Origin of the sequence: Chitinophaga nivalis, assembly GCF_025989125.1 — a bacterium.
In the GTDB taxonomy this organism is placed as follows: Bacteria; Bacteroidota; Bacteroidia; order Chitinophagales; family Chitinophagaceae; genus Chitinophaga; species Chitinophaga nivalis.
On the sequence record NZ_JAPDNR010000001.1, the window covers coordinates 3,661,279 to 3,687,690 of the forward strand.

23 protein-coding genes and 1 tRNA gene are annotated in these 26,412 nt (G+C 47.2%); 13 read left to right on the top strand and 11 right to left on the bottom strand.

Features of this window, described 5'->3' with window-relative positions; genetic code table 11:
* The first annotated feature begins 181 nt into the window (after positions 1-181).
* From OL444_RS14750 to OL444_RS14785, 8 genes are all read left to right on the top strand, one after another.
* Complete coding sequence (locus tag OL444_RS14750) at positions 182-850, top strand: C40 family peptidase (RefSeq protein ID WP_264732195.1); 669 nt, start codon at positions 182-184, stop codon at positions 848-850.
* Between the two features lie 212 nt (positions 851-1,062).
* Positions 1,063-1,971, top strand: a complete 909-nt coding sequence (locus tag OL444_RS14755) for a glycosyltransferase family protein (protein ID WP_264732193.1) — start codon at positions 1,063-1,065, stop codon at positions 1,969-1,971.
* Between the two features lie 10 nt (positions 1,972-1,981).
* The gene (locus OL444_RS14760) at positions 1,982-2,629 is read left to right on the top strand and encodes a methionine biosynthesis protein MetW (RefSeq protein WP_264732191.1); all 648 of its coding nucleotides are present in this window, start codon (positions 1,982-1,984) and stop codon (positions 2,627-2,629) included.
* Between the two features lies 1 nt (position 2,630).
* A complete protein-coding gene (locus OL444_RS14765; RefSeq protein ID WP_264732189.1) occupies positions 2,631-3,353 on the top strand; it encodes a class I SAM-dependent methyltransferase in 723 nt (240 codons plus the stop codon).
* Positions 3,354-3,373: 20 nt separating this feature from the next.
* Positions 3,374-4,375 (top strand): hypothetical protein, encoded by a 1,002-nt coding sequence (locus OL444_RS14770; RefSeq protein WP_264732187.1) that lies wholly within the window; start codon positions 3,374-3,376, stop codon positions 4,373-4,375.
* A 12-nt stretch (positions 4,376-4,387) separates the two neighbouring features.
* Positions 4,388-4,756, top strand: coding sequence for a sugar 3,4-ketoisomerase (locus OL444_RS14775; RefSeq protein WP_264732186.1), 369 nt, complete (start codon positions 4,388-4,390; stop codon positions 4,754-4,756).
* A gap of 14 nt (positions 4,757-4,770) precedes the next feature.
* Positions 4,771-5,856 (top strand): DegT/DnrJ/EryC1/StrS family aminotransferase, encoded by a 1,086-nt coding sequence (locus tag OL444_RS14780; protein WP_264732184.1) that lies wholly within the window; start codon positions 4,771-4,773, stop codon positions 5,854-5,856.
* 10 nt (positions 5,857-5,866) lie between these two features.
* The gene (locus OL444_RS14785) at positions 5,867-6,625 is read left to right on the top strand and encodes a glycosyltransferase family 2 protein (RefSeq protein ID WP_264732182.1); all 759 of its coding nucleotides are present in this window, start codon (positions 5,867-5,869) and stop codon (positions 6,623-6,625) included.
* Between the two features lie 79 nt (positions 6,626-6,704).
* On the opposite strand, the gene OL444_RS14790 is transcribed toward OL444_RS14785, so the two are convergent.
* Positions 6,705-9,194, bottom strand: a complete 2,490-nt coding sequence (locus tag OL444_RS14790) for a YfhO family protein (protein WP_264732180.1) — start codon at positions 9,192-9,194, stop codon at positions 6,705-6,707.
* A 343-nt stretch (positions 9,195-9,537) separates the two neighbouring features.
* Here OL444_RS14790 and OL444_RS14795 point away from each other — a divergent pair, with 343 nt between their 5' ends.
* Positions 9,538-10,320 (top strand): queuosine precursor transporter, encoded by a 783-nt coding sequence (locus tag OL444_RS14795; protein ID WP_264732178.1) that lies wholly within the window; start codon positions 9,538-9,540, stop codon positions 10,318-10,320.
* Between the two features lie 52 nt (positions 10,321-10,372).
* On the opposite strand, the gene OL444_RS14800 is transcribed toward OL444_RS14795, so the two are convergent.
* Together OL444_RS14800 and OL444_RS14805 are read right to left on the bottom strand one after the other, a co-directional pair.
* Entirely contained in the window at positions 10,373-10,828 is a 456-nt protein-coding gene (locus tag OL444_RS14800) for an NUDIX domain-containing protein (RefSeq protein WP_264732176.1), read from the bottom strand.
* A gap of 328 nt (positions 10,829-11,156) precedes the next feature.
* Positions 11,157-12,098: a magnesium transporter CorA family protein gene (locus OL444_RS14805; protein ID WP_264732174.1), complete on the bottom strand. Its 942-nt coding sequence runs from the start codon at positions 12,096-12,098 to the stop codon at positions 11,157-11,159.
* A gap of 92 nt (positions 12,099-12,190) precedes the next feature.
* Here OL444_RS14805 and OL444_RS14810 point away from each other — a divergent pair, with 92 nt between their 5' ends.
* Genes OL444_RS14810 through OL444_RS14820 form a run of 3 tightly spaced genes read left to right on the top strand, consistent with a single transcriptional unit; the run spans position 12,191 to position 15,505 of the window.
* Positions 12,191-13,678, top strand: a complete 1,488-nt coding sequence (locus tag OL444_RS14810; RefSeq protein WP_264732171.1) for a lipopolysaccharide biosynthesis protein — start codon at positions 12,191-12,193, stop codon at positions 13,676-13,678.
* A 43-nt stretch (positions 13,679-13,721) separates the two neighbouring features.
* Positions 13,722-14,669 carry a class I SAM-dependent methyltransferase gene (locus tag OL444_RS14815; protein WP_264732169.1) on the top strand — a complete coding sequence of 316 codons (948 nt, stop codon included), beginning with the start codon at positions 13,722-13,724 and terminating at the stop codon, positions 14,667-14,669.
* The gene (locus OL444_RS14820) at positions 14,669-15,505 is read left to right on the top strand and encodes a glycosyltransferase family 2 protein (protein WP_264732167.1); all 837 of its coding nucleotides are present in this window, start codon (positions 14,669-14,671) and stop codon (positions 15,503-15,505) included. The genes OL444_RS14815 and OL444_RS14820 overlap by 1 nt, the downstream gene beginning before the upstream one ends.
* Before the next feature lie 80 nt (positions 15,506-15,585).
* On the opposite strand, the gene dapF is transcribed toward OL444_RS14820, so the two are convergent.
* Complete coding sequence (gene dapF, locus OL444_RS14825; RefSeq protein ID WP_264732165.1) at positions 15,586-16,368, bottom strand: diaminopimelate epimerase; 783 nt, start codon at positions 16,366-16,368, stop codon at positions 15,586-15,588.
* Between the two features lie 50 nt (positions 16,369-16,418).
* Entirely contained in the window at positions 16,419-17,297 is an 879-nt protein-coding gene (locus OL444_RS14830) for a nucleoside phosphorylase (RefSeq protein ID WP_264732163.1), read from the bottom strand.
* A gap of 198 nt (positions 17,298-17,495) precedes the next feature.
* Here OL444_RS14830 and OL444_RS14835 point away from each other — a divergent pair.
* Positions 17,496-17,566, top strand: a tRNA-Cys gene (locus OL444_RS14835).
* A 136-nt stretch (positions 17,567-17,702) separates the two neighbouring features.
* On the opposite strand, the gene OL444_RS31810 is transcribed toward OL444_RS14835, so the two are convergent.
* From OL444_RS31810 to OL444_RS14865, 6 genes are all read right to left on the bottom strand, one after another.
* Entirely contained in the window at positions 17,703-18,002 is a 300-nt protein-coding gene (locus tag OL444_RS31810; protein ID WP_307734878.1) for a carbohydrate-binding protein, read from the bottom strand.
* A gap of 262 nt (positions 18,003-18,264) precedes the next feature.
* The gene (locus tag OL444_RS14845) at positions 18,265-19,611 is read right to left on the bottom strand and encodes an alkaline phosphatase family protein (RefSeq protein WP_264732161.1); all 1,347 of its coding nucleotides are present in this window, start codon (positions 19,609-19,611) and stop codon (positions 18,265-18,267) included.
* Between the two features lie 22 nt (positions 19,612-19,633).
* On the bottom strand, positions 19,634-21,067 hold the full coding sequence (locus tag OL444_RS14850) for a hypothetical protein (protein WP_264732159.1): 1,434 nt from the start codon (positions 21,065-21,067) through the stop codon (positions 19,634-19,636).
* An 11-nt stretch (positions 21,068-21,078) separates the two neighbouring features.
* Positions 21,079-24,222: a TonB-dependent receptor domain-containing protein gene (locus tag OL444_RS14855; RefSeq protein ID WP_264732156.1), complete on the bottom strand. Its 3,144-nt coding sequence runs from the start codon at positions 24,220-24,222 to the stop codon at positions 21,079-21,081.
* A 168-nt stretch (positions 24,223-24,390) separates the two neighbouring features.
* Positions 24,391-25,383 (bottom strand): FecR family protein, encoded by a 993-nt coding sequence (locus tag OL444_RS14860; RefSeq protein ID WP_264732154.1) that lies wholly within the window; start codon positions 25,381-25,383, stop codon positions 24,391-24,393.
* Positions 25,384-25,452: 69 nt separating this feature from the next.
* Positions 25,453-26,049: an RNA polymerase sigma factor gene (locus OL444_RS14865; protein ID WP_264732152.1), complete on the bottom strand. Its 597-nt coding sequence runs from the start codon at positions 26,047-26,049 to the stop codon at positions 25,453-25,455.
* Positions 26,050-26,412: the final 363 nt, after the last annotated feature.

Sequence of the window (26,412 nt, forward strand, 5' to 3'; positions counted from 1 at the left end):
TCAAACGACAAAAGTAAGGAAAAGCCTGATGATTATCACCGAATAATTACGATCGTCCTGCGGATGCTGCAGTACTGCATTTCAACTGGTGTTGCTGTGAAGGGCAAGCCGTGTATATACCACTCGCTTGATTCATAATTCTCTGTATATTTGTACTTTAGCGAAAATTTAGCCATACGATATGATGAAAGTAAAGGGACAGCTGTATGTGAATATGCTGGTGGGGGCCTTGTCGATAAGTTCCTGCGCAACGATCAAAAAAAATACGGTACGAAAAACACCACAGCCAGCTACTGCTGAACATCACCGCCGGGTTGAATTTCTGGATGGTATAGCTACGAATCGTCATACGCGTAATAGTGCTTCCTACAACAATAAAGAAGTAAGTATCAGTAAAAATATTACCCGGGGCAGCGCCAATCTGGAAAATGCACAGAGCTGGCAGTTTAAATATGCCCAGTTACTGGATGTGCCTGTGGAAGACGTGTTGAATCATCAGCTCTATAAATTTATAGAAGAGTGGTGGGGAACGCCTTACCGGCTGGGTGGTAAATCCAGAGATGGTATCGACTGTTCGGGATTTGTGGCGATGCTGGCCAATACGGTATTTCAGCTGAGTTTAACCGGTAATTCCGTACAACTGTATAATCAGGTAAGAAGATTAAGTACCCGGGACCTGCACGAAGGCGACCTGGTATTTTTTAAAATACATCATAAACGTATCTCCCACGTAGGTATCTACCTGGAAAATGACAAGTTCGTGCATGCTTCCACCAGTGCAGGCGTGATGATCAGTGATCTGAACGAGCCTTACTGGAAGAAGTATTTTGCCGGTGGAGGCAGGTTGTAGCCCTTGATGGCCGCTACTTGTTCCGGTTGTTTTTCCTTTTCAGCATGTTAATCACAGTTTGCTGCCGGCCGGTAAGCCACCAGGCTACCCGGATACCGCGCAAGGATAGTCGTTGCCGTTAACTATTAATTTGAAACAGTTTATAATTAGTTATTATAAATTTTTGTACTTCCGCCAATTATGGGTTTAATTTGCGGGTAATTATAACAGGCATGGGAACATTGGCACCAATCATATTGATGGCTTATAAGCGGCCCGAAATGACAAAGCGGGCGCTGGAAAGTCTTGCTGCCAACCCGGAAGCGGCGGAGAGTGAGCTGTATGTATTTGCAGATGGCCCCAAGGAAAGCAGTACAGATGCCGACCTGGCAGCCATAGCGGCTACCCGCAGCATTATCCGCAGCCGCGACTGGTGTGGTACCGTACATATTACAGAAAAGGTACAGAACGAAGGGCTGGCCGTTTCTGTCATTGCTGCTGTTACCGCCGTACTGGCCAAACATGGCCGGGCTATCATCCTGGAAGATGACCTGGTACTGTCGCCCTACTTCCTGCAGTATATGAACGGGGCCCTGGAGCTGTATAAAGACGAGGAGCAGGTAGCCAGCATTCACGGGTATGTATATCCGTTGCCGGAACAGCTGCCACCGACCTTTTTTATCAGGGGAGCCGACTGCTGGGGATGGGCCACCTGGGACCGTGCCTGGAAACAATTTGAGCCGGATGGCAAAAAATTGTATGACACCCTTCGCCTGAAAGGAGAAGGCCGCGCCTTTAACTTTGATAACAACTACGATTATATGAAAATGCTGCGGAAGCAGATCAGCGGGGAGAACGACTCCTGGGCAATCCGCTGGTACGCCGCTACTTTTCTGAAAAATATGGTTACCCTGTATCCGGCGAAATCGCTGGTACAGAATATTGGTGCCGATGGTTCCGGCACGCATATGAATGCCGGAGATGCCGCCGATTTTGACGTAACACTGGCCGCCGCACCGGTACTCCTGAAAAAGATACCAGTGGCGCCGAGTGAGGTAGCCACGGCAGCATTTGTCAGCTATTTCGGTTCTATTAAAAGCAGCCTGTTTGGCAAAATCATAAAAGCCATCAGAAAAAAATAGTCACTTACCTATGACGCGTAACGATAACAGAAATTACAATTATGAAGATTACCCATCAGAACGGAGAGGAGAATATGAAGCCGTACTGGATCTGTTATCGCCCGGCAGCAAGGTAGTGGACCTGGCCTGTGGCAATGGTGCTTTGATGGAGTTGATGATCAACGAAAAACAATGTACCTGCATCGGTATGGAACTGTCGCCCTCCGGTGTGGCCACCTGTTTACAGAAAGGGTTACAGGTGACCGAAGGCCGTATCGATGAAAAGCTGCCCTATGCAGACAATGCATTTGATGTGGCCGTTTGCAATGTAACCATACAAATGGTACTGTATCCGGAAACCTTACTGGCAGAGATGAAGCGGATTTCCCGGCGCCAGATCATTTCCTTTCCCAATTTTGCGTATTTTCGAAACCGCCTGGACATGCTGTTATATGGCCGCATGCCCAAACCTATGCTGTTTGGCTATCAATGGTACAATACCGGACATATACACCAGCTATCCTTACGGGATTTTAATGAACTGCTGCAACAAACCGGCGGGCTGCAACTGACCCGCTCGCGTTATGTGCCGGTAGGATTTAAGATCATTGATGGCCTGGGGAACATCTTCCCGGGCTGGTTCCGTAAAATTGTTATTCAAGAAACAGAGAAAATTTGACATGGGTTTTTTCCAGCAGTTATTACAAAAAGAGACATTTAATCCGGGGCCACTGGGACTGGTGATCAATCCGTTTTATATAGCCCGTCGCGGACTGTATAAGGAAATGGCGCGGGTAGCGCCGCAGTTGTCCGGCCGTTTGCTGGATGTAGGCTGCGGTACCAAACCCTACAAAGCGCTGTTCCAGGTAGATTCCTACACAGGGCTGGAAATAGATACCACTTTAAACCGCGAAAAGAAGGATGTAGATGTGTTTTACGACGGGAACCGTTTCCCGTTCGAAAATCATACATTTGACGCGATTTTATGTAACCAGGTACTGGAACATGTATTCAACCCGGATGAGTTTCTGCAACAGATCAACCGGGTATTGAAACCCGGCGGCAAGGCGATTATCACCGTGCCATTTGCCTGGGATGAACATGAACAGCCTTATGATTATGCGCGCTATTCTTCCTTTGGGCTGAAAAGCCTGCTGGAACGAATGGGTTTTGAAATGGTGGAGCAACGGAAATCAGTAGCCGACCTGCGCGTATTAACGGTATTGTTGAATGGTTATCTGTATAAGAAAACAGTGAAGTACCGTTTTCTGCGGATCTTCACTACGATCTGTATCATGTTTCCTAATAATGTACTGGGCTCCATAGTGGGTATGATTACCCCTTCCAATGAAGATCTGTACCTCGATAATATTGTACTGATCCGAAAAGTGAAGGACTTATAGCGAACCGTTTTTTGAAGATTATGAAGGAAAGAGATACTACATTATACTACTGTACACTGTTTGACAGCAATTACCTTTCGCGTGGACTGGCCATGTATGAATCGCTGGCAGCGGTTTGTGATACGTTCCACCTGTATGTATTTGCTTTTGATGATAAATGTTTGCAGGTGCTGCGTAAAATGCAGCTGCCTAAAATGACGGTTATTTCCCTGGCCGAATTTGAAGACCCGGAACTGTTACGGGTGAAACCCGGCCGCAGCCGCGCAGAATACTGCTGGACCTGTTCCTCGTCTACCATTCTGTATTGTATTCAAACCTATGAGCTGGGGCATTGTACCTATATCGATGCAGATCTTTACTTCTATAATAATCCGCGGGTACTGATGGATGAAATGGGTAACCATGCCGTGATGATCACGGAACACAGGTATACCCCCATGTATGACAAAAGTAAACTGAGCGGAAAATACTGCGTACAATACATCACTTTCCGCAACAACCGCTGGGGCATGGAAGCCTTGCAGTGGTGGCGTGAAGCCTGTCTGGAGTGGTGTTACGACCGGCATGAAGACGGTAAATTCGGTGATCAGAAATACCTGGACGACTGGCTGACCCGCTTCACCAATGTATGGGTGATGGAAAACCTGGGCGGTGGTCTGGCGCTCTGGAACATCCAGCAATATGAGGTATTCCGCTCGGCCGGAAAACTACGTTGCCGGGAAATAGGTACCGGCAAAGAGTTTGAGCCGATATTCTATCATTTCCATTACCTGAAATATTTTACAGATCATACCATTGAGCTGGGCAGGCGCCTGATTGCGCCAGCCGTAAAGAAGCTGTTATATAAACCTTATGTGGCAGCACTGGAAACAGCGAAAAGACAGATAGGGGAGATAGATCATTCCTTTGATCCGCATGGCGCCCGTCCACGGCCGTCAGGCATCAAGCCGCTGCTGGTGACCATCTGGCGGAAACTGCGCAATGTATATCATATCTATCCTTTATCAGAGCTATTAAAATAAGAACATACCACCATGGCGTATATCATTGATTTAACAACGCATCAGGATAACAGGGGCAGTCTGACCGTGATAGAAAAGCAGATTCCTTTTGAGATCAAAAGGCTCTTTTATATCTATGGCGTAGACGACTCCGTGCGTGGAGGACATCGCCATATTCAGACGGTGCAGGCAGCCATCTGTGTACATGGCCGCTGTATTGTTTCCAATGATAATGGAAAAGAACAAACCGATTTTGTATTGGATCATCCTAATAAATGCCTGATCCTGGAACCGGAAGACTGGCATACCATGCATCACTTTACACCTGATGCGGTATTACTGGTGATGGCTTCTACCTATTTTGATAAAGCAGATTATATTTTTGAACCTTACGCTCACTAATCAATCGCACGGCTATGATAGAATACGAAAACCTGGGCTTACTGAACAAGCCTTTTTTTGAGGAATTTAAAGCCGCTTTTGCAGCAACCCTGGAAAGCGGTTGGTATATACTGGGCAATAAAGTAAAAGAATTTGAGACGACCTATGCGCAGTACCATGGCTCCAAACACTTCCTGGGACTGGCCAACGGTCTGGATGCGCTGACACTCAGCCTGCGTGCTTTTAACTTTGCTCCCGGCGATGAAGTGATTGTACCTTCCAATACCTATATCGCTACTATTTTATCGGTGGTGGAATGCGGATTGAAACCTGTGCTGGTAGAACCGGATATTCATACTTATAATATTGATCCTGCGCAGATAGAAGCGGCTATTACGCCCCGTACCCGGGCTATTATTGTTGTGCACCTGTACGGCAAAAGTTGTGAGATGGATAAGATTGTGGCCATCAAGGAAAAACATAACCTGGTACTGATAGAAGATTGTGCGCAGTCACATGCCGCTACTTTCAAAGGTCAGCTGACCGGTACTTTCGGAGAGTTTGGCGCATTCAGTTTTTACCCTACCAAAAACCTGGGCGCATTGGGTGATGCCGGTGGCCTGTTGTGTAATGATGATGCACTGGCTACTACGATCCGCCGTTTGCGTAACTATGGTTCTGATGTAAAATACTATAATGAGCTGGTAGGCATGAATTCCCGCCTGGATGAAATACAGGCAGCTTTTCTGCTGGTGAAACTACAACACCTCGCACAGATCACCGAACACAAACGGGCGCTGGCGGCTATTTACCAGGAAGGAATTAAAAGTGATTTCATCAAACCGGTGGTGCATCCGGATTACTTTGATGTATTTCATATCTATAATGTGCGGCATGAACGCAGGGATGAACTGAAACAATACCTGCTGGACAACGGGGTGAAAACGGATATCCATTACCCGTTGCCACCGGACCGCCAGAAGGCGATGCAGGGCATTATTGCTGCACAACCTTATCCTATTTCAGCAGAGATTCACCGTACTACATTAAGTTTACCTTGTTCGTATTATCATACCAAAGCAGATATTGAACAGGTGGTAGCCGTGATCAACAAATTCTAAAGGTATAACAGTGACGGATATACGTACATCACCGGTATTGAGTATTATAACGGTTTGTTATAATGCGGAGAAATATATAGCAGCTACGATTGAGAGTGTGCTGGGCCAGACGTATCCGCATATCGAATACATTATTGTGGATGGTGCGTCGAAAGACGGCACCATGGCGATTGTGGAACAGTACCGTTCCCGCATTGCCACCGTTGTATCAGAAAAAGATAAAGGCCTGTACGATGCCATGAATAAAGGTATGCAGCTGGCCACCGGTACCTACCTGTTTTTCCTGAATGCCGACGATGTACTGGCAGATAAAGAAGTGATTACCAAAATGCTGGCCTGCTGTACCGACGCAGATGTATATTACGGAGAAGCCATGTTCATGGACGAAAATGGTGCCGACCTCGGACTGCGTTCTGTACTGACACCGCAGCGCGTACCGGAACAACTTACCTGGAAAAGCCTGCAGCATGGCATGGTGGTATCGCACCAGGCATATATTATACGCCGTACACTCAGCCCGTTATATGATCTGCAGTATAAAGTATGCGCGGATATCGACTGGATGATCCGTTCATTAAAAGCATCCCGGCAGATTTGCAATACCCATCAGGTAGTGGCTAAGTTCAGGGTGGGCGGTACTTCCAAACAACAGCAGCAACTGGCCTGGAAAGAGAGGTACCATATCCTGAGCCATCATTATGGTCGGGTGACCAATTTCCTGAATCATGTTTTCATTGCCTGCCGGTATATTTTATCCAAAAAATACTAAGTAGCTAACTGATATAAAAAAGCGCCCCGCAAGATGATACATCCTGCGGGGCGCTTTTTTATATCGGTAACCGGAATGCTTACGCTGCTTTTTTCCGCTGCGCAATGATTTCCCATATCAAGGCTACTGCTACGAGGATGAGCAGGAGCGTAGAGGATATACCGGAAATTTTCATACCCAGGAAGAATGTTTTTGGTTCAAACTTCATGTCGATTTTATGCTGTCCGGCCGGGATTTTGATGGCCCGTAAAGCATAGTCGGCCCGGATGATATCTGCTGGTTTACCATCGATGTACGCACTCCATCCTGCAGGATAGTAGATTTCAGAGAATACACCCAAACCGTCGTGTGTATTGTTGGAAGCATACTGCAGGCTGTTGAGGCTGTACTGTGTCAGTTTGATGTTTGCTGCACTGTCGGCCACCGGGGTGAAATTGCTCAGTTGTGCCTGGAAACGTTTATCGATAACCGCAGAATCGCGGGTATTCATGTAATCCAGTGTTTTCATTTCGGTGTTGGCATCCGGGGCCCACTGTATGCCTTTTACAAACCAGGCATTGCCATAGGCATCCGGGTTGCGCTGCGCTACCGGCTGACGGGATTGCTGATCAGGCACGATGAAATATTTGGTGTTGAGCATGTTCAACACTTTCATATTGTTTTTGGCAATCTGGTGCGTGATCAGATCCTGGTAGATCCAGAGTTTAGCGGGGCTGTAACCACCGATGTTTTTATGGAAATAAGAAGGAGTGGCATCGTCAAACGGACTCGTTGTCACATTAAACACGCGGTAATAAGGGTCCGGATCCTGTTTGATTTGCAGGTCGGCCTGAGAAGGCGCCAGCTGCGTCATGAAGGTGGTTTCTTCCACGAAGCTTTCGTTGTTCAGGTAATTTTTATCTACCTGTACCAGATCGATGGTAACGGCTACGGTAATGATGATAGCCGCTGTTTGCCATTTCAGCTTATCGGTGATGAACGCCCAGATAGTACCTGCAGCAATGGCTACAAATACCAGGGAACGGATACTGTCTTTCAACAACAGGCTGCTGCGGTCTTTTTCCAGGGCGCGGATCATGAGTTTGGCGTTTTCTTCGCCACCCATCATCTGAGCAAAGTATTGTAACATACTGGCATCGCTGTGACCACTGAAGTTCAGGAACATGGAACCGAATACGCCTACCACGAGGAGGAGACCACCAGTGATATACACGGCATTTTTCAGTTTCAGCAGCAGTTCCTGTTTGGTATGTTTACCGCTGGCTACTTCCTGTAAAGCCCATGCGGCCAACACCACAAAGGTCAGGGAAGGCAGCACCAGGGCCTGGGCCGGGGCCCGGAATTTATTATAGAGCGGCAGGTGATAGAACAGGAAGTTATTGATAATACCGAAGTTCTTACCCCATGCCAGCACGAAACCAATTACGGTTACTACCAGGAGCCACCATTTGTGCCAGCTCTTTACTAACAATAAAGACAGTACGAAAAGGAAACAGATGATAGCGCCAACATATACTGTACCGGAAGTACCTCTCGCCTGTGCACCATAGTACATCGGGAACTTCATTTGTTCCATCATTTGTTCTGCCTGTGCCGGCGGAGCGCCGAGGCTCACCATTTGTTCATACACATGGGAACCGGTATTCAGTTTTTCTCCGGAGGAGTTACCTACGAATCCGGGAATGAGCATGGTAAAAGATTCCAGGGTACCATAGCTCCAGTCGAATGCGTAGTCGATATCCAGGCCGGTAGATTTTTTCTGTACTTTGCCGGTGTCGTCCAGTGTCAGTTCTGATTTACCACCACGCATGGTATAATCGGTATACTCACGGGTGATCAGGAGATTCTCCATAGAAGGAAGGCTCGCCAGTACGGCGGCAATCACGAGTACCACGCTGGCTTTAAAGAATTGCGGCAGTGTTTTGGTTTGTAACGCATGTACAAAAGCACCTACCGCCAGGCATAATACCATGATCAGGGTATAATAGATCATCTGGAGGTGGTTATTGTAGATGAGCATGGCGGTAGCCAGGGCGGTGACTGCGGCGCCGATGATATAGCGGCCCCTGAAAGCAAGAATAATACCCGCCAGTACTGCCGGCATGAGGGCAATATCCCACATTTTGGTGACGTGTCCGAAATTGATGAGTACCACATTATAGGAACAGAACGCAAAAGCGATGGCTCCCATAATACGTATCCAGTATTTGAAGTCCAGGATGCAGAGTAGCAGGTACATGCTGATCATGGCCATGAATAACATATTGATAGGGGCTGGCAGGAATAGGGTAGCTACCCTGTTCATATAGGCTACCTTGTTGGCGCCGGGACCTGTATACACCACATAGGTGGGCATACCAGCGAACATACTGTTAGTCCATAGGGGATGTTCGCCGGTTTTTTCATAAAAGTCCTTTGCTTCTTTGGCCATACCCTCCACGTTCATCATGTCGCTTTGGTTTACTATTTTGCCTTCCAGTGCAGGAGCGCAATATACCGCGGCCAGCAAAATGAAAATCCCTATTGCTGCGAGATGTGGAAGAATGGCTTTTAGCCAGTTTTGCTTCATCGGATATCTTTGATTTAGTTTTAAAGAAACAAAAATAACTGTAATTTATCCGAAATTTCAATATGCGCCTGATCCGTTTTGTGTTAAAATTTGCTTTTATCTGTAATCTGTGTTTTCTGATTGGTGAAATACTGCGCATTACTGTTTATAATCACCAGCTGGATGCTGTGGTGAGTCATGTATTGGTATTAGGGGTGGGGGTGGCTTTTCCCGTGAACCTGGTGGTATGCGTATTGGCAGGTGTGCTGGTACTACTGCGAAAAATATCGTGGAAATCGCTACCACCCTGGTTATATTTGTTGAATATTGCTATTTTGATTTTTCAACTTATAGTTAACTACTGATGATAAAAACGTTACTAAACGATAAACCCACTAAGCTGTTTGTATTGTTTACCAGCTTTTTTGTTGCCAATGCATTGATTGCGGAGTGCATCGGGGGAAAACTGTTTTCACTGGAACAGTTACTGGGATTACCCGTACATACCTTTACGTTATTTGGCCAGAGTGGGCTGGCCTACACGCTTACAGCCGGTGTGCTGTTATGGCCGCTGGAGTTTGTGATGACGGATATTGTGAATGAATACTTTGGGCCTAAAGCTGTGCGGCGTATCTCCTACATTGCGGTGGGGCTGATCTTCTATGCTTTTATCATGTTTTTTGTGGCCATGAAAGTACCGGCAGACGGCTGGTGGCTGGGAAGCCGCAGTGAAGCAGGTATTCCTAATATGCAAACGGCCTTTGAGAGTATTTTCGGACAGGGGATGTGGATCATCCTGGGTAGTTTAACTGCTTTTCTGGTCAGCCAGATTGTAGACGTTACCGTCTTCCACAGGATAAAAAAGCGTACCGGTGAAAAACATGTATGGCTGAGAGCTACCGGTTCTACACTGGTATCGCAGCTGGTAGACAGCTTCATTGTATTGTACATTGCCTTTAAATTGGGGAACGACTGGAGCTGGCAGCGCGTACTGGCTATCTGCCTGGTGAATTACAGTTATAAATTTGTAGTGGCCATTGCTTTAACGCCGCTTATTTACTTACTGGAAAACCGGATCGAAAAATTCCTGGGACCTGAAACAGCTGCAAAGATGAAAGCGGCTGCCATGGGGAAGGAGACGGCATAATACTTTTTTTCGGGAGATGAACAACCGTTGTTCATCTCCCGAAAAAACAGGTTTAATATTTATTTTTAATGATGTCTGCTACTACTTTATCAATAGGTAGGGTCACCGCAGCCGCAGAAAAATCATCCCAATCCATCCAGCGGGGATGTTCTATTTCTTCCGCGCCTTCCGGTACGGCAAAATCGAATGGCTGCGACAAAGGCACTGCCAGAAAAGGGGAGAGCGGTTTCACCAGGTAATAAATAGAGATGATCTGTGTTTCGTTATCGAATGCAGAGATCTGAAAGAAGTCGGTGGTATAGATATGTTCTGCTACCTCCACGGACTGGCCCAGTTCTTCCTGCCATTCCCGTACAATACATTCCAGTGTACCTTCTCCGAATTCCAGTCCGCCGCCGGGAAATTTGGTATAATAACCCCCACGGATATACTCATCAGACACCAATACCTGTTTTTTGTCGTTGATCATGATCCCGTATACCCTTACATTAAATCCTGTGCTTGCCATGATGTATTATTTTTAGCGTAGTTGTTTATGGTCAATAATCCTTTCCGGAAAAGATAGCAATTTACACTTCATCTTAATAATGTAACCGAACCTTTTATCATTTTCTATTTTTTCATCTGGTTCAGGTAACGGATAACGTATACATAACCGCCTGTTGGCCGGGGTGCACCTTTGACAAAAAGGGCATCAATAGCAATAAAATTGCGACAAATAAACGATTATGATATAGGGATACATGCAGCAGGTGACAGTTAACAGCTGCTGTAATAGGAGGTGCTGGCTATGATCCGCCGGGAGAGGTGTCGCTTTTTAGTGCGATGCCCTAAATTTAGAATAATTTTTTCTTCATAAAATACCAGCTCAATACAACTGATATGATAATGGAAATGATGATGGGAATATAAAATGCGTGAGAAGTATGTTGGTAGGGGATATCCACGTTCATACCGTAAATACTTGCCACCAGCATGGGGAAAGTTAATACAATAGTGATGGATGTCAACCTTTTCATGATGAGATTCAGGTTGTTGGAAATGATGCTGGCAAATGCATCCATGGTGCTGCTCAGGATGTTGGTATAGATGTTTGCCATTTCCAATGCCTGAGAGGTATCTACGATCAGGTCGTTGAGGAATTCTTTTTCATCTTCGTTGAGTCCCAGGAAATTGGTACGTTCCAGTTTCATGAGCAGTAGTTCATTACTGCGCAGGGCTGTTACAAAGTATACCAGACTTTTTTGTATCCGCATGATGGCGAGTAGTTCCTCATTCCGGTTGGCGGCGTACAGTCTTTGTTCCAGGAGATTTCTGCGCTGATTGATTTCTTTCAGGTGATCGAGGAAGTTCATGACAACTTTCTCGAAAATTTTCAGCACCATCATATTCCTTTTTTCCGGAGAGCGGTTGTGGAAAGTAGTCAGGAAGCGTTTAATGGCGGCGTTGTCGAAAGAGTTGACTGTGATGATCTGGTTGTGCGTGAGGATGATTACAATCGGAATGGTGATGTAATAGGCATCGCTTTCATTGATGGAAGAGTTATTTTCCGTCGGCGTTTTAATAACGATGAGTTTCACGTTATCTTCCAGCTCATACCGCGCTTTTTCATCAATATCCAGGGAGTCCGTGAGGAAGTCGAGGGGGATATCCAGTTTGTTGGACAATTCTTCGAATTCTGCTTGTTTTAAAGGCGGGGTAATATTCACCCACGCGCCGTTTTCAGGCTGGCTGATCTCAACAGTCCTGGAGTCTATATTGGTGAAATACTGGATCATCGGGCGCAAAGGTAGTTAAATTGTTGAAGGTTGTTGGCTTTTAATGTAATATTGTACATTTGATAATAAACGTAAATTTTTTTAATATATAAATGGGAGTAGTAAAACATCAGAGTATTCAATCAACAGTGCTGATTTATATCGGGTTCGCGATAGGGGGGATCAATACGCTTTTGCTGTTTCCGCATTTTTTTTCAGATGATGAGTATGCCCTTACCCGTCTTTTCCTGGAGATAGGGGTGATGCTGGTACCTTTTTGTACTTTCAGCACGGGTCTCACCATCAACCGGTTTTATCCCTACTACGACAGTCATCTGCCCGATAAAAAGAATGACCTGCTCAGCTGGTCGCTGGTAGCTACTTTTGCCGGCTTCTTATTGTTCGTATTGGGGACCTTGATTTTTAAAGACCTGGTGATCCGGAAATATTCTACCAACTCACCGTTGTTTATTGAGTATTTCTACATGTTGTATCCCTATGTGCTGTTCTTTACGCTGTTTGCGCTATTCGAGAGCTATAGCTGGTCGCGGCATGAAACGGTGGTGCCTAACTTCCTGAAAGAGCTGGTACTGCGGGTAGTCACCACCCTGCTGATAGTGCTGTATAAGTTCAGGGTGATTAATTTTACTACGTTTCTCTGGTTATTCTCGCTCACTTCTGCCGGCACGCTGGCGATACTATTATATTATTTGCGGAAGCATCACCTGCTGCATTTTACTTTCCGGGTGAGTAATGTGACCCGGCGCTTATTCCGCCGCATGGCCGTCTATTCCCTTTCTTTGCTGGGCGCTACCATGTTTTCCCTGGTGGCACAGAATATCAACGGGTTGATCATCTCCAGCACCAAAGGATTGAATAATGTGGCCTACCTGAGTATCGCCACTTATATGGCTACCCTGATACAGGTGCCGCAGCGCAGTATTGCTGCTATTGCGATACCGGTACTGGCGCAGTCCTGGAAGGATAAAAACCTGGCAAAAATCGGGGAGATCTATATTAAATCCTCTTTGCTGCAACTGATCGCCGCCCTGTTTATTTTCCTGGCTATCTGGCTGAATATCGATGATATTTTTGCCTTGCTGCCTCCCGCCTATGGGGTAGGTAAGTATGTGGTGTTTTACCTGGGTATATCCCGTGTAATAGACCTGGGAACAGGGTTGAACAGTCAGTTGCTCAGTACCTCCCGTTTGTGGCGGTTCGACCTGTTCAGCTCCGCTATTCTGCTGGCCCTGTCTTTCCCGCTCAACTATTTCCTGATTGCGAAATATGGGCTGATCGGAACAGGATACGCCAGCTTGTTGTCGATGTTTGTGTTCAATACCATCCGGTGCCTGTTTATCTGGAAGAAATTCGGGCTGCAACCTTTTTCCGTGGGTACGGCAAAAGCAATCGGAGTGGCGGTGCTTTCCTATCTGGGTACCTGCTGGCTGCCTAATGTGGGACAACCTATTCTGGATATGATGATCCGGGGAGCTGTATTTTCATTCCTGTTTATTTTTGGTATACTTGTGTTCCGTGTTTCCGACGACATTAGCTCTACGCTGTATGGCTGGGCCAATAAGATAAGACGGCGGAAGTAAGACTGTGCTTATTGATTAACCGATAGTAATCGTCATTCTATATATGAATTGTAAGTATTGTAACAGTGATCTGGCCGTTTTTCACACGGATATGTTTGATAACCGTTATGGTTATCCGGGACAGTATACCATGTGGAAATGCCATGATTGCGATCACCTGTCATTGGAAGGTGCTTTTACACCGGAGATGTTACAGGAATTGTATTCCAAATACTATCCGAGGAAACACCTGGATATCAATGCCTGGGAACCTTTTGAAAAAGTGAGTGGCCTGAAAGCCTGGTTTGGCGGATTAAAAAGCGCCGCCTATCACTGGATTCCTGCCAATGTACGTATCCTGGATATTGGCTGCGGTTTCGGCCAAACGCTGGGATACCACCAGAACCGGGGATGTGAAGTACATGGGGTGGAAGCAGACGACAATATCCGCCGTGTGGAAGAAAAGTATGGCTTTAACATCAAGGTAGGCCTGTTCGACCCGGAACAATACACGCCCGGTTATTTTGATTATGTGACGATGGACCAGGTGATTGAACACGTGACCGACCCGGTGGCTTCCATGCAGGGTATTGCCAAAATTCTGAAACCCGGTGGCAAGGCTATTCTCACAACTCCCAATGCGAAAGGTTGGGGCGTAACGCTGTTTGGGAAAAAATGGGCGCACTGGCATACGCCCTACCACCTGCACCTCTTCTCCAAAAAATCCATGAAGAAGTACGCCGCAGCGGCCGGACTGGAGCTGGAGAGAAGTATTACGATTACGAATTCTGAATGGTTGCACTACCAATGGCTGCATATGGCCGCTTATCCGAAACCCGGTGAGATCTCTGTTTTCTGGACACCCAATATGCCCCGGACAGCTTCCCAGCGGTTGAAGATGAAGGTCCTGGCCGGCATCCACAGGCTGAAGATAAATTACCTGATTACCCGTTTCTTTGACGCATTGAATGTGGGGGATAACAGTATTTACTTTTTAAAGAAACCGATGTAATGGCGCCGAAAGTATTTATTTTCCTCCCTGTGCATAACAGGAAAGAGATTACCCGCACGTTTATAACTTCTTTATTGCAGCAGACCTTTACCAACTATCACCTGGTATTGATTGATGATGGTTCCACCGATGGTACGGCGGATATGGTTACTTCCCTGCTGCCGGCAGCCACGGTGATTACCGGTACCGGCGACTGGTGGTGGGGCGGCAGTTTACAACAGGGGTATAACTGGATATGCGGGCAAACCTTACAGGAGGGAGACCTGGTACTGATTGCCAATGACGATGTGGAATTTGCACCGGATTACCTGCAACAAGGGGTGGATTATATGCATACAGCACCGGACACCTTGCTTTTATCGCAGGCTTACAGCAAACAAACCGGTCAGCTGACCGATATTGGGGTAGTGCTTGACTGGCGAAAGCTGACGTTTACACCGGCTACGAATATAGCGGATATTAACTGCCTGTCTACACGAGGCCTGTTCCTGACGGCGAAGGCCTTACTGGCTACCGGCGGTTTCCGTCCTGCTTTATTACCGCATTACTTTTCTGATTATGAGTTTACACTGCGGGCGCAGCGGAAAGGATTTAAGCTGACCAGCGATCCGCGTGTACGGTTATTGATGAATGAAGAAACAACGGGCATACATCAGCTGAAAGGAGTATCTGTCTGGAAATACCTGAAAAAGATATTTTCCAAACGGGCAGTTGGTAACCCGGTTTATTACTTTGTATTTATCTGGTTATCGTGTCCGGCGAAATATATTCCGCTGAATCTATGCCGGGTATGTGTAGGATTTGTAAAGACGTTCCTGCAGAATAGCCTGGCTTAAATGCCGCATCATAAAAAGCACGAAGCGAACAATCCATCTGATTGTTCGCTTCGTGCTTTTTATGGTATACCGCAGGGCAATCAGATATGCAGACTGCCTTCGAACACCAGGGTAGCGGGACCGCATAACCAGATGTTATCGTAGGTACGTTCGCCGGTTTTGGTAAAACGTACTTCCAGCTGGCCGCCCAGTGTTTGTACGGGCACTACATATTCTTTTTCTTCTTTGCCTGCAAAAGTAATCGCGGCGGCTGTTACACCGGTTCCGCAGGAGTAGGTTTCATCTTCCACCCCTCTTTCGTAGGTACGTACGAAGATGCCGTTTTCGAAAGGCTGCACAAAGTTTACATTGGTACCTTCTGCGGCAAAACGTTCGTTGTAACGTATCTTCCGGCCTTCTTCAAATACTTCGGTGGCCTGTACATCTTCCACAAATTTTACAAAGTGGGGAGAGCCGGTGTTGAGATAATAATACAGCGGGCCTTCTTCTACAAAATCCACATCCTGCATTTTCAGGTTTACCCAGTTGTGGCCATCGAGAGTGGCTTCATGAGGGCCATCTACTGCGATAAAGGAGAGTTGTCCGTTGCCGATGTTGAGCTTATGGGCGAATGCCGCGAGGCATCTGCCGCCATTGCCGCACATAGAGCCTTCGCGGCCGTCGGCATTATAGTATTTCATGGCAAAGTCATAGTCTTCGCTTTTGTTCAGCAGCATCAATCCATCTGCGCCGATACCAAAACGGCGGTCGCACAGTTCGTTGACCTGTTCGTCTGTAAGCCAGTCGTATTGTCCTTCCCGGTTGTCCATGATGATGAAATCATTCCCGGTTCCCTGATATTTATAAAAGTGGATATTGTTCATGTCACAAAGATAAAAAGATAAAATGGCGTTTAAAAGCGCTGTTGCGCCGCTTAAATGCCGGCAATGATCTCCAGTCCTTTTTCGATCAGGGATGCTACCACAGCGCCGCCATCCTTAGTGAATTCCTTACGGATACGGTTGGCTACGATGGCGCTGATAGACAAACATTCATGACCCAGTACACGTCCCATACCGTAAATGGCGGATGTTTCCATTTCGAAGTTGGTGATGCGGTGATGATCGTAGTTGAAGCTGGTGAGGTTGTCGATCAGGTTGGGATTGGAGAGGGTACCACGCAGTACTCTGCCCTGAGGGGCATAAAAACCTGGACAGGTAACGGTGATGCCTGTATGAAAACCATCTCTGAAGTGCTGGTGCAGTTTTTCAGAGGCGGTAAAGAGGCTGGGAGCGGGGCCGCCGGGTTGCAATGCTACCTGACCGCGGAAGGCTTCCAGCAATTGTTTTTCATGCGTTGTATTTTCGTAGGCATAATACGTCATGAGGTTGTCGAGGCCCAGGCCGTGAGAAGATACCACGAAGCTGTCTACCGGAATGCTGTCCTGTAATGCGCCGGAAGTACCCAGGCGAACAATCTGCAGGGAAGTCAGTTCAGGTTTGATCAGCCGGGTATTGAAATCAATATTTACGAGGGCATCCAGTTCGTTGAACACGATATCGATATTATCGGTACCAATACCGGTAGATACCACTGATAAACGTTTATTACCGATGTAGCCAGTATGTGTTACAAATTCCCGGTGTTGGTATTTACCTTCTATTTTATCAAAATGTTTGCTCACACCCTGCACGCGATCGGGGTCACCAACGGTGATAATGGTGTGTGCGAGTTCCTCCGGTCTTACATCAAGATGGTATACCGCTCCGCGGCTGTTAATGATCAGTTCTGACTCAGCAATACGTTTATCCATTGTCTCAGTTTTAATATTTTCAAAATCAGTATTTCCCTATTGGGTCCTCAATATTCCTTTGTTCTGCATAATTATCAAAATATTTTTTCAGATATTTTTTAAATAATATTTGGTGATTATGAGAAATTTACTACTTTTGCAATCCCACAAACGAACAGGGCGCCGGCGGTGAAAAGGCCACTGGCAAATGATTCAAAGGGTTCCGTGGCCGAGTGGCTAGGCAGAGGTCTGCAAAACCTCGTACAGCGGTTCGAATCCGCTCGGAACCTCACAATAAAAGTAAAAAAGTCGCTCTGGTAGCGACTTTTTTGTTTTGGTACTCATTCCCCCATAAAACTAGTTACTGGAAAGTACGCCAGCTAATCAAAAGAGAGGGGAATCTCCCCTCTCTTTTGATTAGCTGCTTTAGTCACAGGCACCCTTATCTGTCCATACGATATTAACACCTGGTGTTTCTCCTTGCGTCCACCATCTAGCCTGGTAAAGGCGGCCTTGATATACAACGAGTTCACCTCCGGTATATACAGCGGAGGCAAGCCATGGCTTTACACCAAAACAGGAAATTCTTTGCAATGGGCTATTCGTTTTTACTAATACAGGAATCTTAGGTTGTCCTTTGTCGTTGTTGCCGTTGGAGCTCAACCCGACGAACATTAAGCCAGTAATGATGGGGATGACGATTTTTGGGTTAAATCTTAAACGCATGAAGTTAATTTGAAGATTATAGAATGTGTTTCAAAAAGATAAGCATTGGCGGTGCTATAACTTTTCAGCTGTTCAATTAGTTGTCTATGTTTTGTTTTTATTGTGTATGACATACTCCGGAAAGCCGGTGAACTTCATATATCAGGAATAGCGTTGGCGGCTGATCCTGAAAGAGCGATAGTGAACTATACCCATAAAAAAATCGCGCAAACAATAGTGTCTGCGCGATGAAGGTGTGGTTGGTTTACACAGGAGTGGATGGTTACTTATCTTTTTGCAGCATGCCGGGATAAACGGTACCGGATGCCTGTTTCAGTTCAATACCCAATAACTGCGCAATTAAAGGCGCTACATCTTCCAGGCCCATTACCGGTACGGTAACGTTTTTGCCCAGGCCAGCACCACCGGCTACAAAACCGGTCTGTATCTCGCGGAAATCAGGGAAATAACCATGTGCGCCACCGTTGGCTTTTTTCATGGCGGGTCCTTCTTTCGTTGTGGAGAAAGCAATGCCTTGTACGGCTGTCAGGGCGAGTGCGGCTTCCGGGTCGGCACCCACTTTCGCCAGTGCGGCTTTATCCAGTACACGGAACAGTTTCTGCTGGCCTTCCGGTAATTCACTCAGGATCTTTTTCACCTGTTGCAGGGTTTTCTCATCATTTTTATCTTTCAGCTTGAGGAAGGTAGAACCGCCACCACTATGGAACTGCGCTTTCCAGTCGCCGGGATTGGCGGCGCTGCCGGCCAGTCCTTTCGCAGCCAGCCATACGTTGGGTGACAGGCTGGTATGGATATCCACGAAACCATGATCACCGGTAACGATGATGGTGGTGCTGTCTTTGATACCGGCTTTTTCTATCGCTTCCAGGATGGTGCCGATGCCATGGTCTGCTGCCGCCACCGCCAGCGCTACGTGGTCGCTTTCGCGGCCTTCTTTGTGTTGTACTTCATCCGTACAGGGAAGATGTACCGTCAGCAGGTTGGGCTTATAACGGGTGATGAGATAGGCAGCCATCCGGCTCAGGGTTTCATTCATGCCCAGGTAACGGAGGTTCATATCCGTGCTTTGTAATTCGCCGGTCGCATACTTTTGTACTTCTTCAAACAGGCCCTTTGGTGTAGACTGCTCGCTGGTAGGGGCGCGGCGGTCGGATGGGTTGCTGAGGGAAAAAGTTTCCGGGATGTTGTAATCAATAGGCGCACCAACGGTTACCGGCCAGGAAACAGCGGCAGATTTTAGTCCGGCTTTATGTAAGGCATCCCACAGGGTTTCTGTGGTGATGGCTTTGCTTTCGGAGTACCAGCGTCCGCTGGCGCCTTCCGGTTCAAAAGGCGTGTTGTAGCAGATACCGTGTACAGCAGGTGTGGCGCCGGTGATGAGCGTGGTATGGGAAGGGTAGGTGATGGTCGGGAAGATACCCCGTACCCCGGTGGCATGTACACCTCTCTTTTTCAGCTGCTGCATGTTGGGCGCAGGCCAGGAGGGATCGGTATAGAAGTCCGGCCGGAAGCCGTCTATGCTTACCATGACCACATATTTTGTTTTTTGCGCCATAGTATTCACGGCCACTAACGCTAATGCACCTACGATGATTAATATACGTTTCATAAATATTTTTTAGTAAGGTGGTTTATTGGATAAAGGGAAAGATTTCTTTGGCATGTTTGTTTTTTACCAGTACGGCATTCATGTCGTACTTCATGGTTACCACGCCGTTGGCACGGTCATAGGTAAAGTCATCCATGCCCCTGTCGAGCGGAATGAAGGCCGGAATCTGTGCCTTGATATGTTCCGGTTTTACATTCGGATTATTCAGTTGTTCGGTTTGTGATACCGGGAACTTAATACCCAGGTCGGTCATTCTTCTGCCTTCGGCGATGAAAATTTCCTGGCGCAGGCGGTACAGGAGGTATAACAGCTGATCCTGGGTGATGGCAGCGTTGATATCGCTGTCGGTCACCAGGGTACCGGAAATCGTATATACTTTGATGTTACCTGCTTTTCTGTCCAGTACATAGTTTTCATGCAGGGTGTTGTCGCTGGCATCAAACTTTACTTTTACGGCTGTCAGCGGATAGTCTTTACGGTTACCGCCGTTTCTGGTTTCTTTTCTATCATCTACAAATACGACAGGACGGTTACGTACCACGTCGGACAGCAGTTGTTTCAGCGTATTGCGGCCTGCTTCCAGGTTGCTGGCGGCAATCTGTGTTTCTGCCAGGATGAGGAATGCTTCTTCCGCCTTGACAATGGTGACTGGCTTTTGCTCCGTCTTGGACGTTACGATGTGGTAGTATTTAGGATCGAGGAAGTCGAGCCGGGGAAGCGGCGCAAATTCATTGTTATTGGAAGAAAACAGATACGTCTGCATGTCATTGACGATTTCATTTTCTGCGTCGTATCTGACTTGCAGCAGCAGCTGGGTATTACCTTGTATAGATGCCGCAAATCTGGCTGCATTGGCTGCATCTCCGAGCGCATAGAAGGCACGGGCTTTCAACAGCGTATAGGCGGCTTTTTCCGTTGTTCTCTTTGCATCATTACTGATCAGGGTAATGGCTTTATCAAACTGGCTGATGGCTATCTGCAGGTGTTCTTTGGATGTCAGTACAGGGCCGACATTGCTGGCAGGCAGCGCTACAAACAGCTCACCGCTGAGCAGATGGGCATATCCTTTACTGAAATATGCTTCTGACGAGTCAGCTGCCGTGGAAGTGATATCGGATGGTAACACTTTGAGCAGACCAAAATCGGCCATTTCTCTTAACCGATGTACGTTTGCCTGCAGGTTATTGACATCCAGATCAAAATAATCGATCTGCGGAATATCAAATACTTTACTGCTAAGGGTACGGTTATTATAATAATTGTCAGATACCAGTTCTGTGCTGACGATCACCTGGTTCATGGTAAGAGCCAGCTGTCTGCGCATGCCTACTACCCAGCTTTGTGTGGCGTTGGTGTTCTCCAGGAAAACCGGTTCTGTCACATTCGGATCTAGTACGGAGCAGCCGGAAAAGGCCAGCATCCCGGATATTATAGCAGCGGATATATACTTTTTCATGTTGATGTTGTTTAGAAGTTTAAGCGGATGGAACCGATGAACTGCCGGGGAGCAGAATAGGTGGAGTAGGAGATGCCACCGGTAGTAGCGCCTCCCTGTCCTTGTGCACTGCCGCTGATGGTGGCTTCCGGATCAAAGGAAGACGAGGCAAAATTCAACGGGTTCACCGCACTGAATCCAAGGGTTGCGGATTTTACTACTTTGCCAAACACGGCCGGCTTCCAGTTGTAGGTCAATCCTATCAGCCGTACTTTGATATAGTCTGTTTTTTCCGTGAACATGTTGGTGAAATTGAGCCAGTTTTTACGGCCGTTTTTATCAATTTCTGCCTGCGGAATGCCTTCATTGCCTGCCGCATAGTTGAAGCGGAACTGGCGGTCGAATGAGTTGGCATAGGCACCTTTCTGGTAATCGGCGTTGGCGAAGAAATTAAACTGCTTATAGCGGAGATTTAATCCGAAGCTGCCAAAAAGATTAGGAATAGTGGTGCCCAGGAATTCCAATGGGGTGGTCTGGAGGTACACGCCATTGGCATCAAATTGACCATAGTTACCTCTCAGGAAGCCAATCGGATAACCTTGTTGTACAACGGTCTGGATGGTACGGGAACTGAATCCGTTCAGGTTAAACGGCGCTACCGTACCGGCATTTTCCACGTTGTTATACAGGGTATTTAAAGAAGCATTCACCCGGAGGGAGAGGTGCTGTGTTTCTACTGGAATGGCGGTGACACTGAATTCCCAGCCTTTGTTGCGGATGCTGCCTACATTGTAGTGCTGTGAGTTGGGCTGACCGGAAGAAGGAGTAGGTGGTACATTAAACAGGGCGCCCCTGGTAATAGAATTATAGTATCCTACAGAGAAGAGCAGGCGATCTTTCAGGAAACCAAGATCCATACCTCCTTCCAGCGTTTGTGTTTTTTCCGGTTTCAGGTTATCGTTACCTGTCTGGCCAAAGAAGGCCGACTGCTCTCCGTTATAGCCCTTGAAAGCGATGGTGCGCTCATGGGAGAAAGCTGGTGGCAGGTTACCGGCAATCCCGAAGCCACCACGTATTTTGGCAGACGTAATGACGTGAGCAATTCCCTCGAACCAATTTTCTGCGCTGGGTACATAGGAGAAACCTGCTTTAGGATAATACTGGATACCGATGTTGCTGCCAAAGGCAGGGTTTCCGTCTCCACGAATACCGAGGTCCAGAAAGAATTTATTTTTGAAACCGATGTTTTCCTGCAGGTACAAGCCGTAGTTGACTACTTCCAGGTAGAACTCATCGCTGGTCTTGGAGGTCGCATCTTTGATGGTGCGTGCACCATCCCGGACATTCGTGCCGTTATAGGCCATCTGCTGGTCTTCATTCCGGAAATACTGGCCGCCGAGTGTGGTAACGAAAGAAAAGTCATTTATTTTCAACTCGTGCTGTGCGTTTAACTCCAGGGTAATACCGAGGTATTTACGGTCATTGTTGGTGATGCTGCCTTCATTTTTGATAGGATTACCGGTAGTGAAGGAGAGGTATTTATTGGTGGTGATCACCTGGTTTTTCTGTACCCGGTAATCGATACCGCCTGCCGCTTTGATCACCAGGCCTTTTACCGGGGTATATTTAAACGTCTGGGAAGTTTGAAAGCGGTTAATGGTGATATCATTATCCTGCATTTTTTCTGCTTCATGCACATAGTTTTTCATTCGTTCAAATTCCGTATCCGTGAGGCTATCGAGGTTGGATTTGAATCCCGGGCCGGTGATGGCAGAGGCGCCGCTTTCTGCAAACCATAATCCCGTATAGCCGCCCTGGTTACCATTGCGGTTACGTTTGTATTTGTTGTTAACGTAGGTGAAGGAACTTTCGTAGGTAACCTTGTTGCCCAGGCCGGCGCGGAAGCCGGTACTAAAGTCCACTTTGCGGTTATTGTTCTGGCCGAAGATCTGGGTACCCTGCGCATTCATGTAATTACCGGAGAAGCTGAATCCGAAACGCTCCTGGCCACCGTTGATGCCAAGATGGTGCTTCTGGTAAAATCCATTCTGCATCAGCAGCTCTTTGGTACGTTTAAAGTGGAGAAAGTCCGTCGTGGGTGTTTCTGCTCCCAGTTGAGTTTCCACGTTGATAGTGGTTTTCCCGGCGCCACCTTTTTTGGTGAAGATCTGGATCACGCCATTGGCCGCATCGGAGCCATAGAGGGTGGTAGCAGCCCCGCCATTGATGTATTCTATTTTTTCAATATTGTCCATCGGGATATCAGCAATGGCACTGATCGCAGCGCCCTGAGTACTGCCGCCACCCATTGCTGATGCCGTATTGAGGTTGTCCATACGCACACCATCCACATAGATGACCGGGGTAGAGTTGACTAAGGCGGAGTTCACTCCTCTTGCACGAATGAGGGAAGTAGCCCCTGCCTGGCCGCCGGTAAGTTTGATCTGGGCATTGGGGAGGCGGGACTGTAACAGCTGATCCAGTCTGCCTGCCGGTACGTCTTCGATGTCCTTGGCGCCGATGCTTACTACGTTACTGGATAAACGCCGTTTGGCGATGTCTACCCCCTGACCGGTTACCACAATTTCATCCAATCCGAGGCGGTCTTCTTCCAGTACGATGTTTAATCCGTTGCTGTTATTGGGCTGGAGGACGATTTCCTTTTTTTTGAATCCGAGGGAATACACCACCAGGGTTATGGCTTCCTTGTTGGCCGGAAAGCCAATAGAGAAGCGGCCATCTGCATCTGTCTGGGTACCGGAGGTGGTACCTTTGATGCTGATGCTTACGCCGGGAATCGGTTCTTTCCGGATGTTGTCCGTGATTTTACCGGTGATGCGTACCTGCTGCCGCAGGGCTTCCATAGCCGGTTGTATCAGCACGTATTTGTCGTTTATCTGTACAATATCCACCGCAAAGGTTTTCAGCAGCTCTTTCAGTACAGCACTCACGGGTTTGGCAGTGGCATTGTAGCTGATCCTGCTGTCGGTGGGAATACTGTTCATGTCATATCCGATAGAAAAGGAAGATTGCGTTTCTATCATGTGTAGTACCTGCTTCAGCGGTACTTCTTTTACTGCAATATTCACTTTTACCGTTTCCATGGACTGGCCCGATATATGAGCTGCAGAAGCCATGGTGGTGGAGAAAATGGCGAAAAAGAGTGTAAGTCTCATTTTTTTGGAAAAAAGAGTTCGGGCCGGTTTGATACAACCAGCGTAAAAATTTCTCATTTTTGTAGTGTTTTTAATTGCCGTATAATCTGTTAAAAATGCTGCACATCCTTTGTGTGCAGGTCTGAACCGGAGGTGTTGGTAGCACTTCCGGTTTTTTTGTGGAGGGTATTATTTCATGTGTTGCATTGCTGTTTTAGTATGAATAATAACGGTTCCGTTTATATGCTGGCTGGTGATGCCGGTCAGGCCGGACAACACCTGTAGTATGTTTTCCAGGTTTTCCTGGCGGAAGGTGATGGTATAGTGAGCCGTATCTGCTGGTGTGGCTACTAACCGGATGGAATCCGCATAGTGGCGGCGTAGTTCCGCTACGATATCTGTAATCGGCGCATCGTTAAAGTCCAGTACCTGTTGTTGCCAGCGGGCCATACCAGCTGCGGCTTCCTGTAGCCGCCATTGTTCGCCGGAAGCCGGATTATACCGCAGGGACTCGTTGGCCTGCAGCCGTTGCGGTACTGTTGCCAGTCCTGGTAATTTCACCTGTACTGCTCCGCTGACGACGGCCACTTTACTGGTTTCTTCACCGGGATAGGCTTTTATATTAAAGGAGGTCCCCAATACGGTAGTGACCATGCGGTCGCTGTGAATGCGAAAGGGCTGTTCCGGCTGTGCCTTTACTTCAAAGAATGCTTCTCCGGAGAGGGCTACATTTCTGCCATCCTTTCCGAAACCTGCTGGTATATACAAGCTGCTGGCGGCATTGAGCGTAACGACGGTGCCATCAGGCAGCACGGTTTTCTTCCTGGTATGTTTGCCTGCATAGAGCGTAGTACCGGGCAGTTGCTGGCCGGAGGTGCTGGTCGTAAAATAACGGATACCCGCCACTATCAGCAGCAAACACGCTGCTGCAGCTGTTAGCTGATACGACAGCCGGCGGATAACCGCTTTTTTATTTTTGCCGGGCTGCGTTTGAGCGGTTACCTGTTGCAGTACAGATTGCCGGATGCTTTCTTTTTGCTGCGCACTATCCGGCATCGCCTGAAATCCCAGGCTGTTGTACCATTGTTCTACTATTTTATTTTCTTCCGGTGTGGTAGTTCCCTGCAGATAACGTTGCAGCAGGGCCCGGGCCTGACCGGTTGGCGATTGTTGCTGATCCATAACAACTATAATATCTCCGCTGGGGGATCATAGTACTGCTGTTTTATGTTATGGAATTGTGAACTCGTATCAGGAAGAGAAATGTGTGATGAGCACGAGGATGGTTATCAGGTCATTATTTTCGTACAGGCGTGTACGTAGCACCCGTAAGGCACTGCTGATATTATTTTTAACGGTTTGTTCTGACAACGACATTTGCTGTGCAATATCTTTCAGACTCAGATTGGCATCGCGGCTAAGGAGATAGGGGGTGCGGAGTCTTTCCGGCAGTTTGTTTACTTCGATGCGTATTTGTTGTTCCAGCTCTTTCAGTTGCAGCGCTGTTTCCGTGATATTTTCGGTTTGATGCTCGCTGATGGCTGTCAGTAAGGATTCATTATAAATGGTATTACCGGGGCGGGAGAAGTAGCTGATAATGGCGTATCTGGCGGCCTGATAGAGGTAGGCCGTCAGCCGGTCGTTTTGGCCGGTATATAAAGTGGCCCGGTTATTCCAGCAGCTGATGAAAATTTCCTGTACAATATCCTGGGCATCTGCTTCCTGTCTGACCTTAGATTTTGTATACACGTATAGCTGTTCCCAGTAACGGTTTACCAGTGTTGTGAAAGCAGGATGATTCCCCTCTTTTATCAATAGCAACAGCTTGTTGTCAGAAAGCTTTTCCATATCCGATAGCAAACTTAGCAGTCTGATGTGAACTGAATATTAAATGTGGTCAATGTGCCCGTAAAAACCGGTTACGGATCGGTTGGCTGCTGCCTTTGGAACGCAGTGTATGCAGCTACTGTGGCGTGTATGGCGGGGTTTCGCAGGTGAGTGTTATTTTAGTTTAAACAGCGGAAAAGAATATCTTTTTCAGATAGATCTTTTTACATGAATTAATGTTAAATTGCATACCCGCAAATAAGCCGGGCGAAATAAACAGAAGGCGAAATGATTTCCACGAATACATGATTGGTTAATACATGTAATTGAAAATAAAGGCGCCGGGAATCGCATTTTTCTATTCAGCGACGGCGGTTTCCAAAG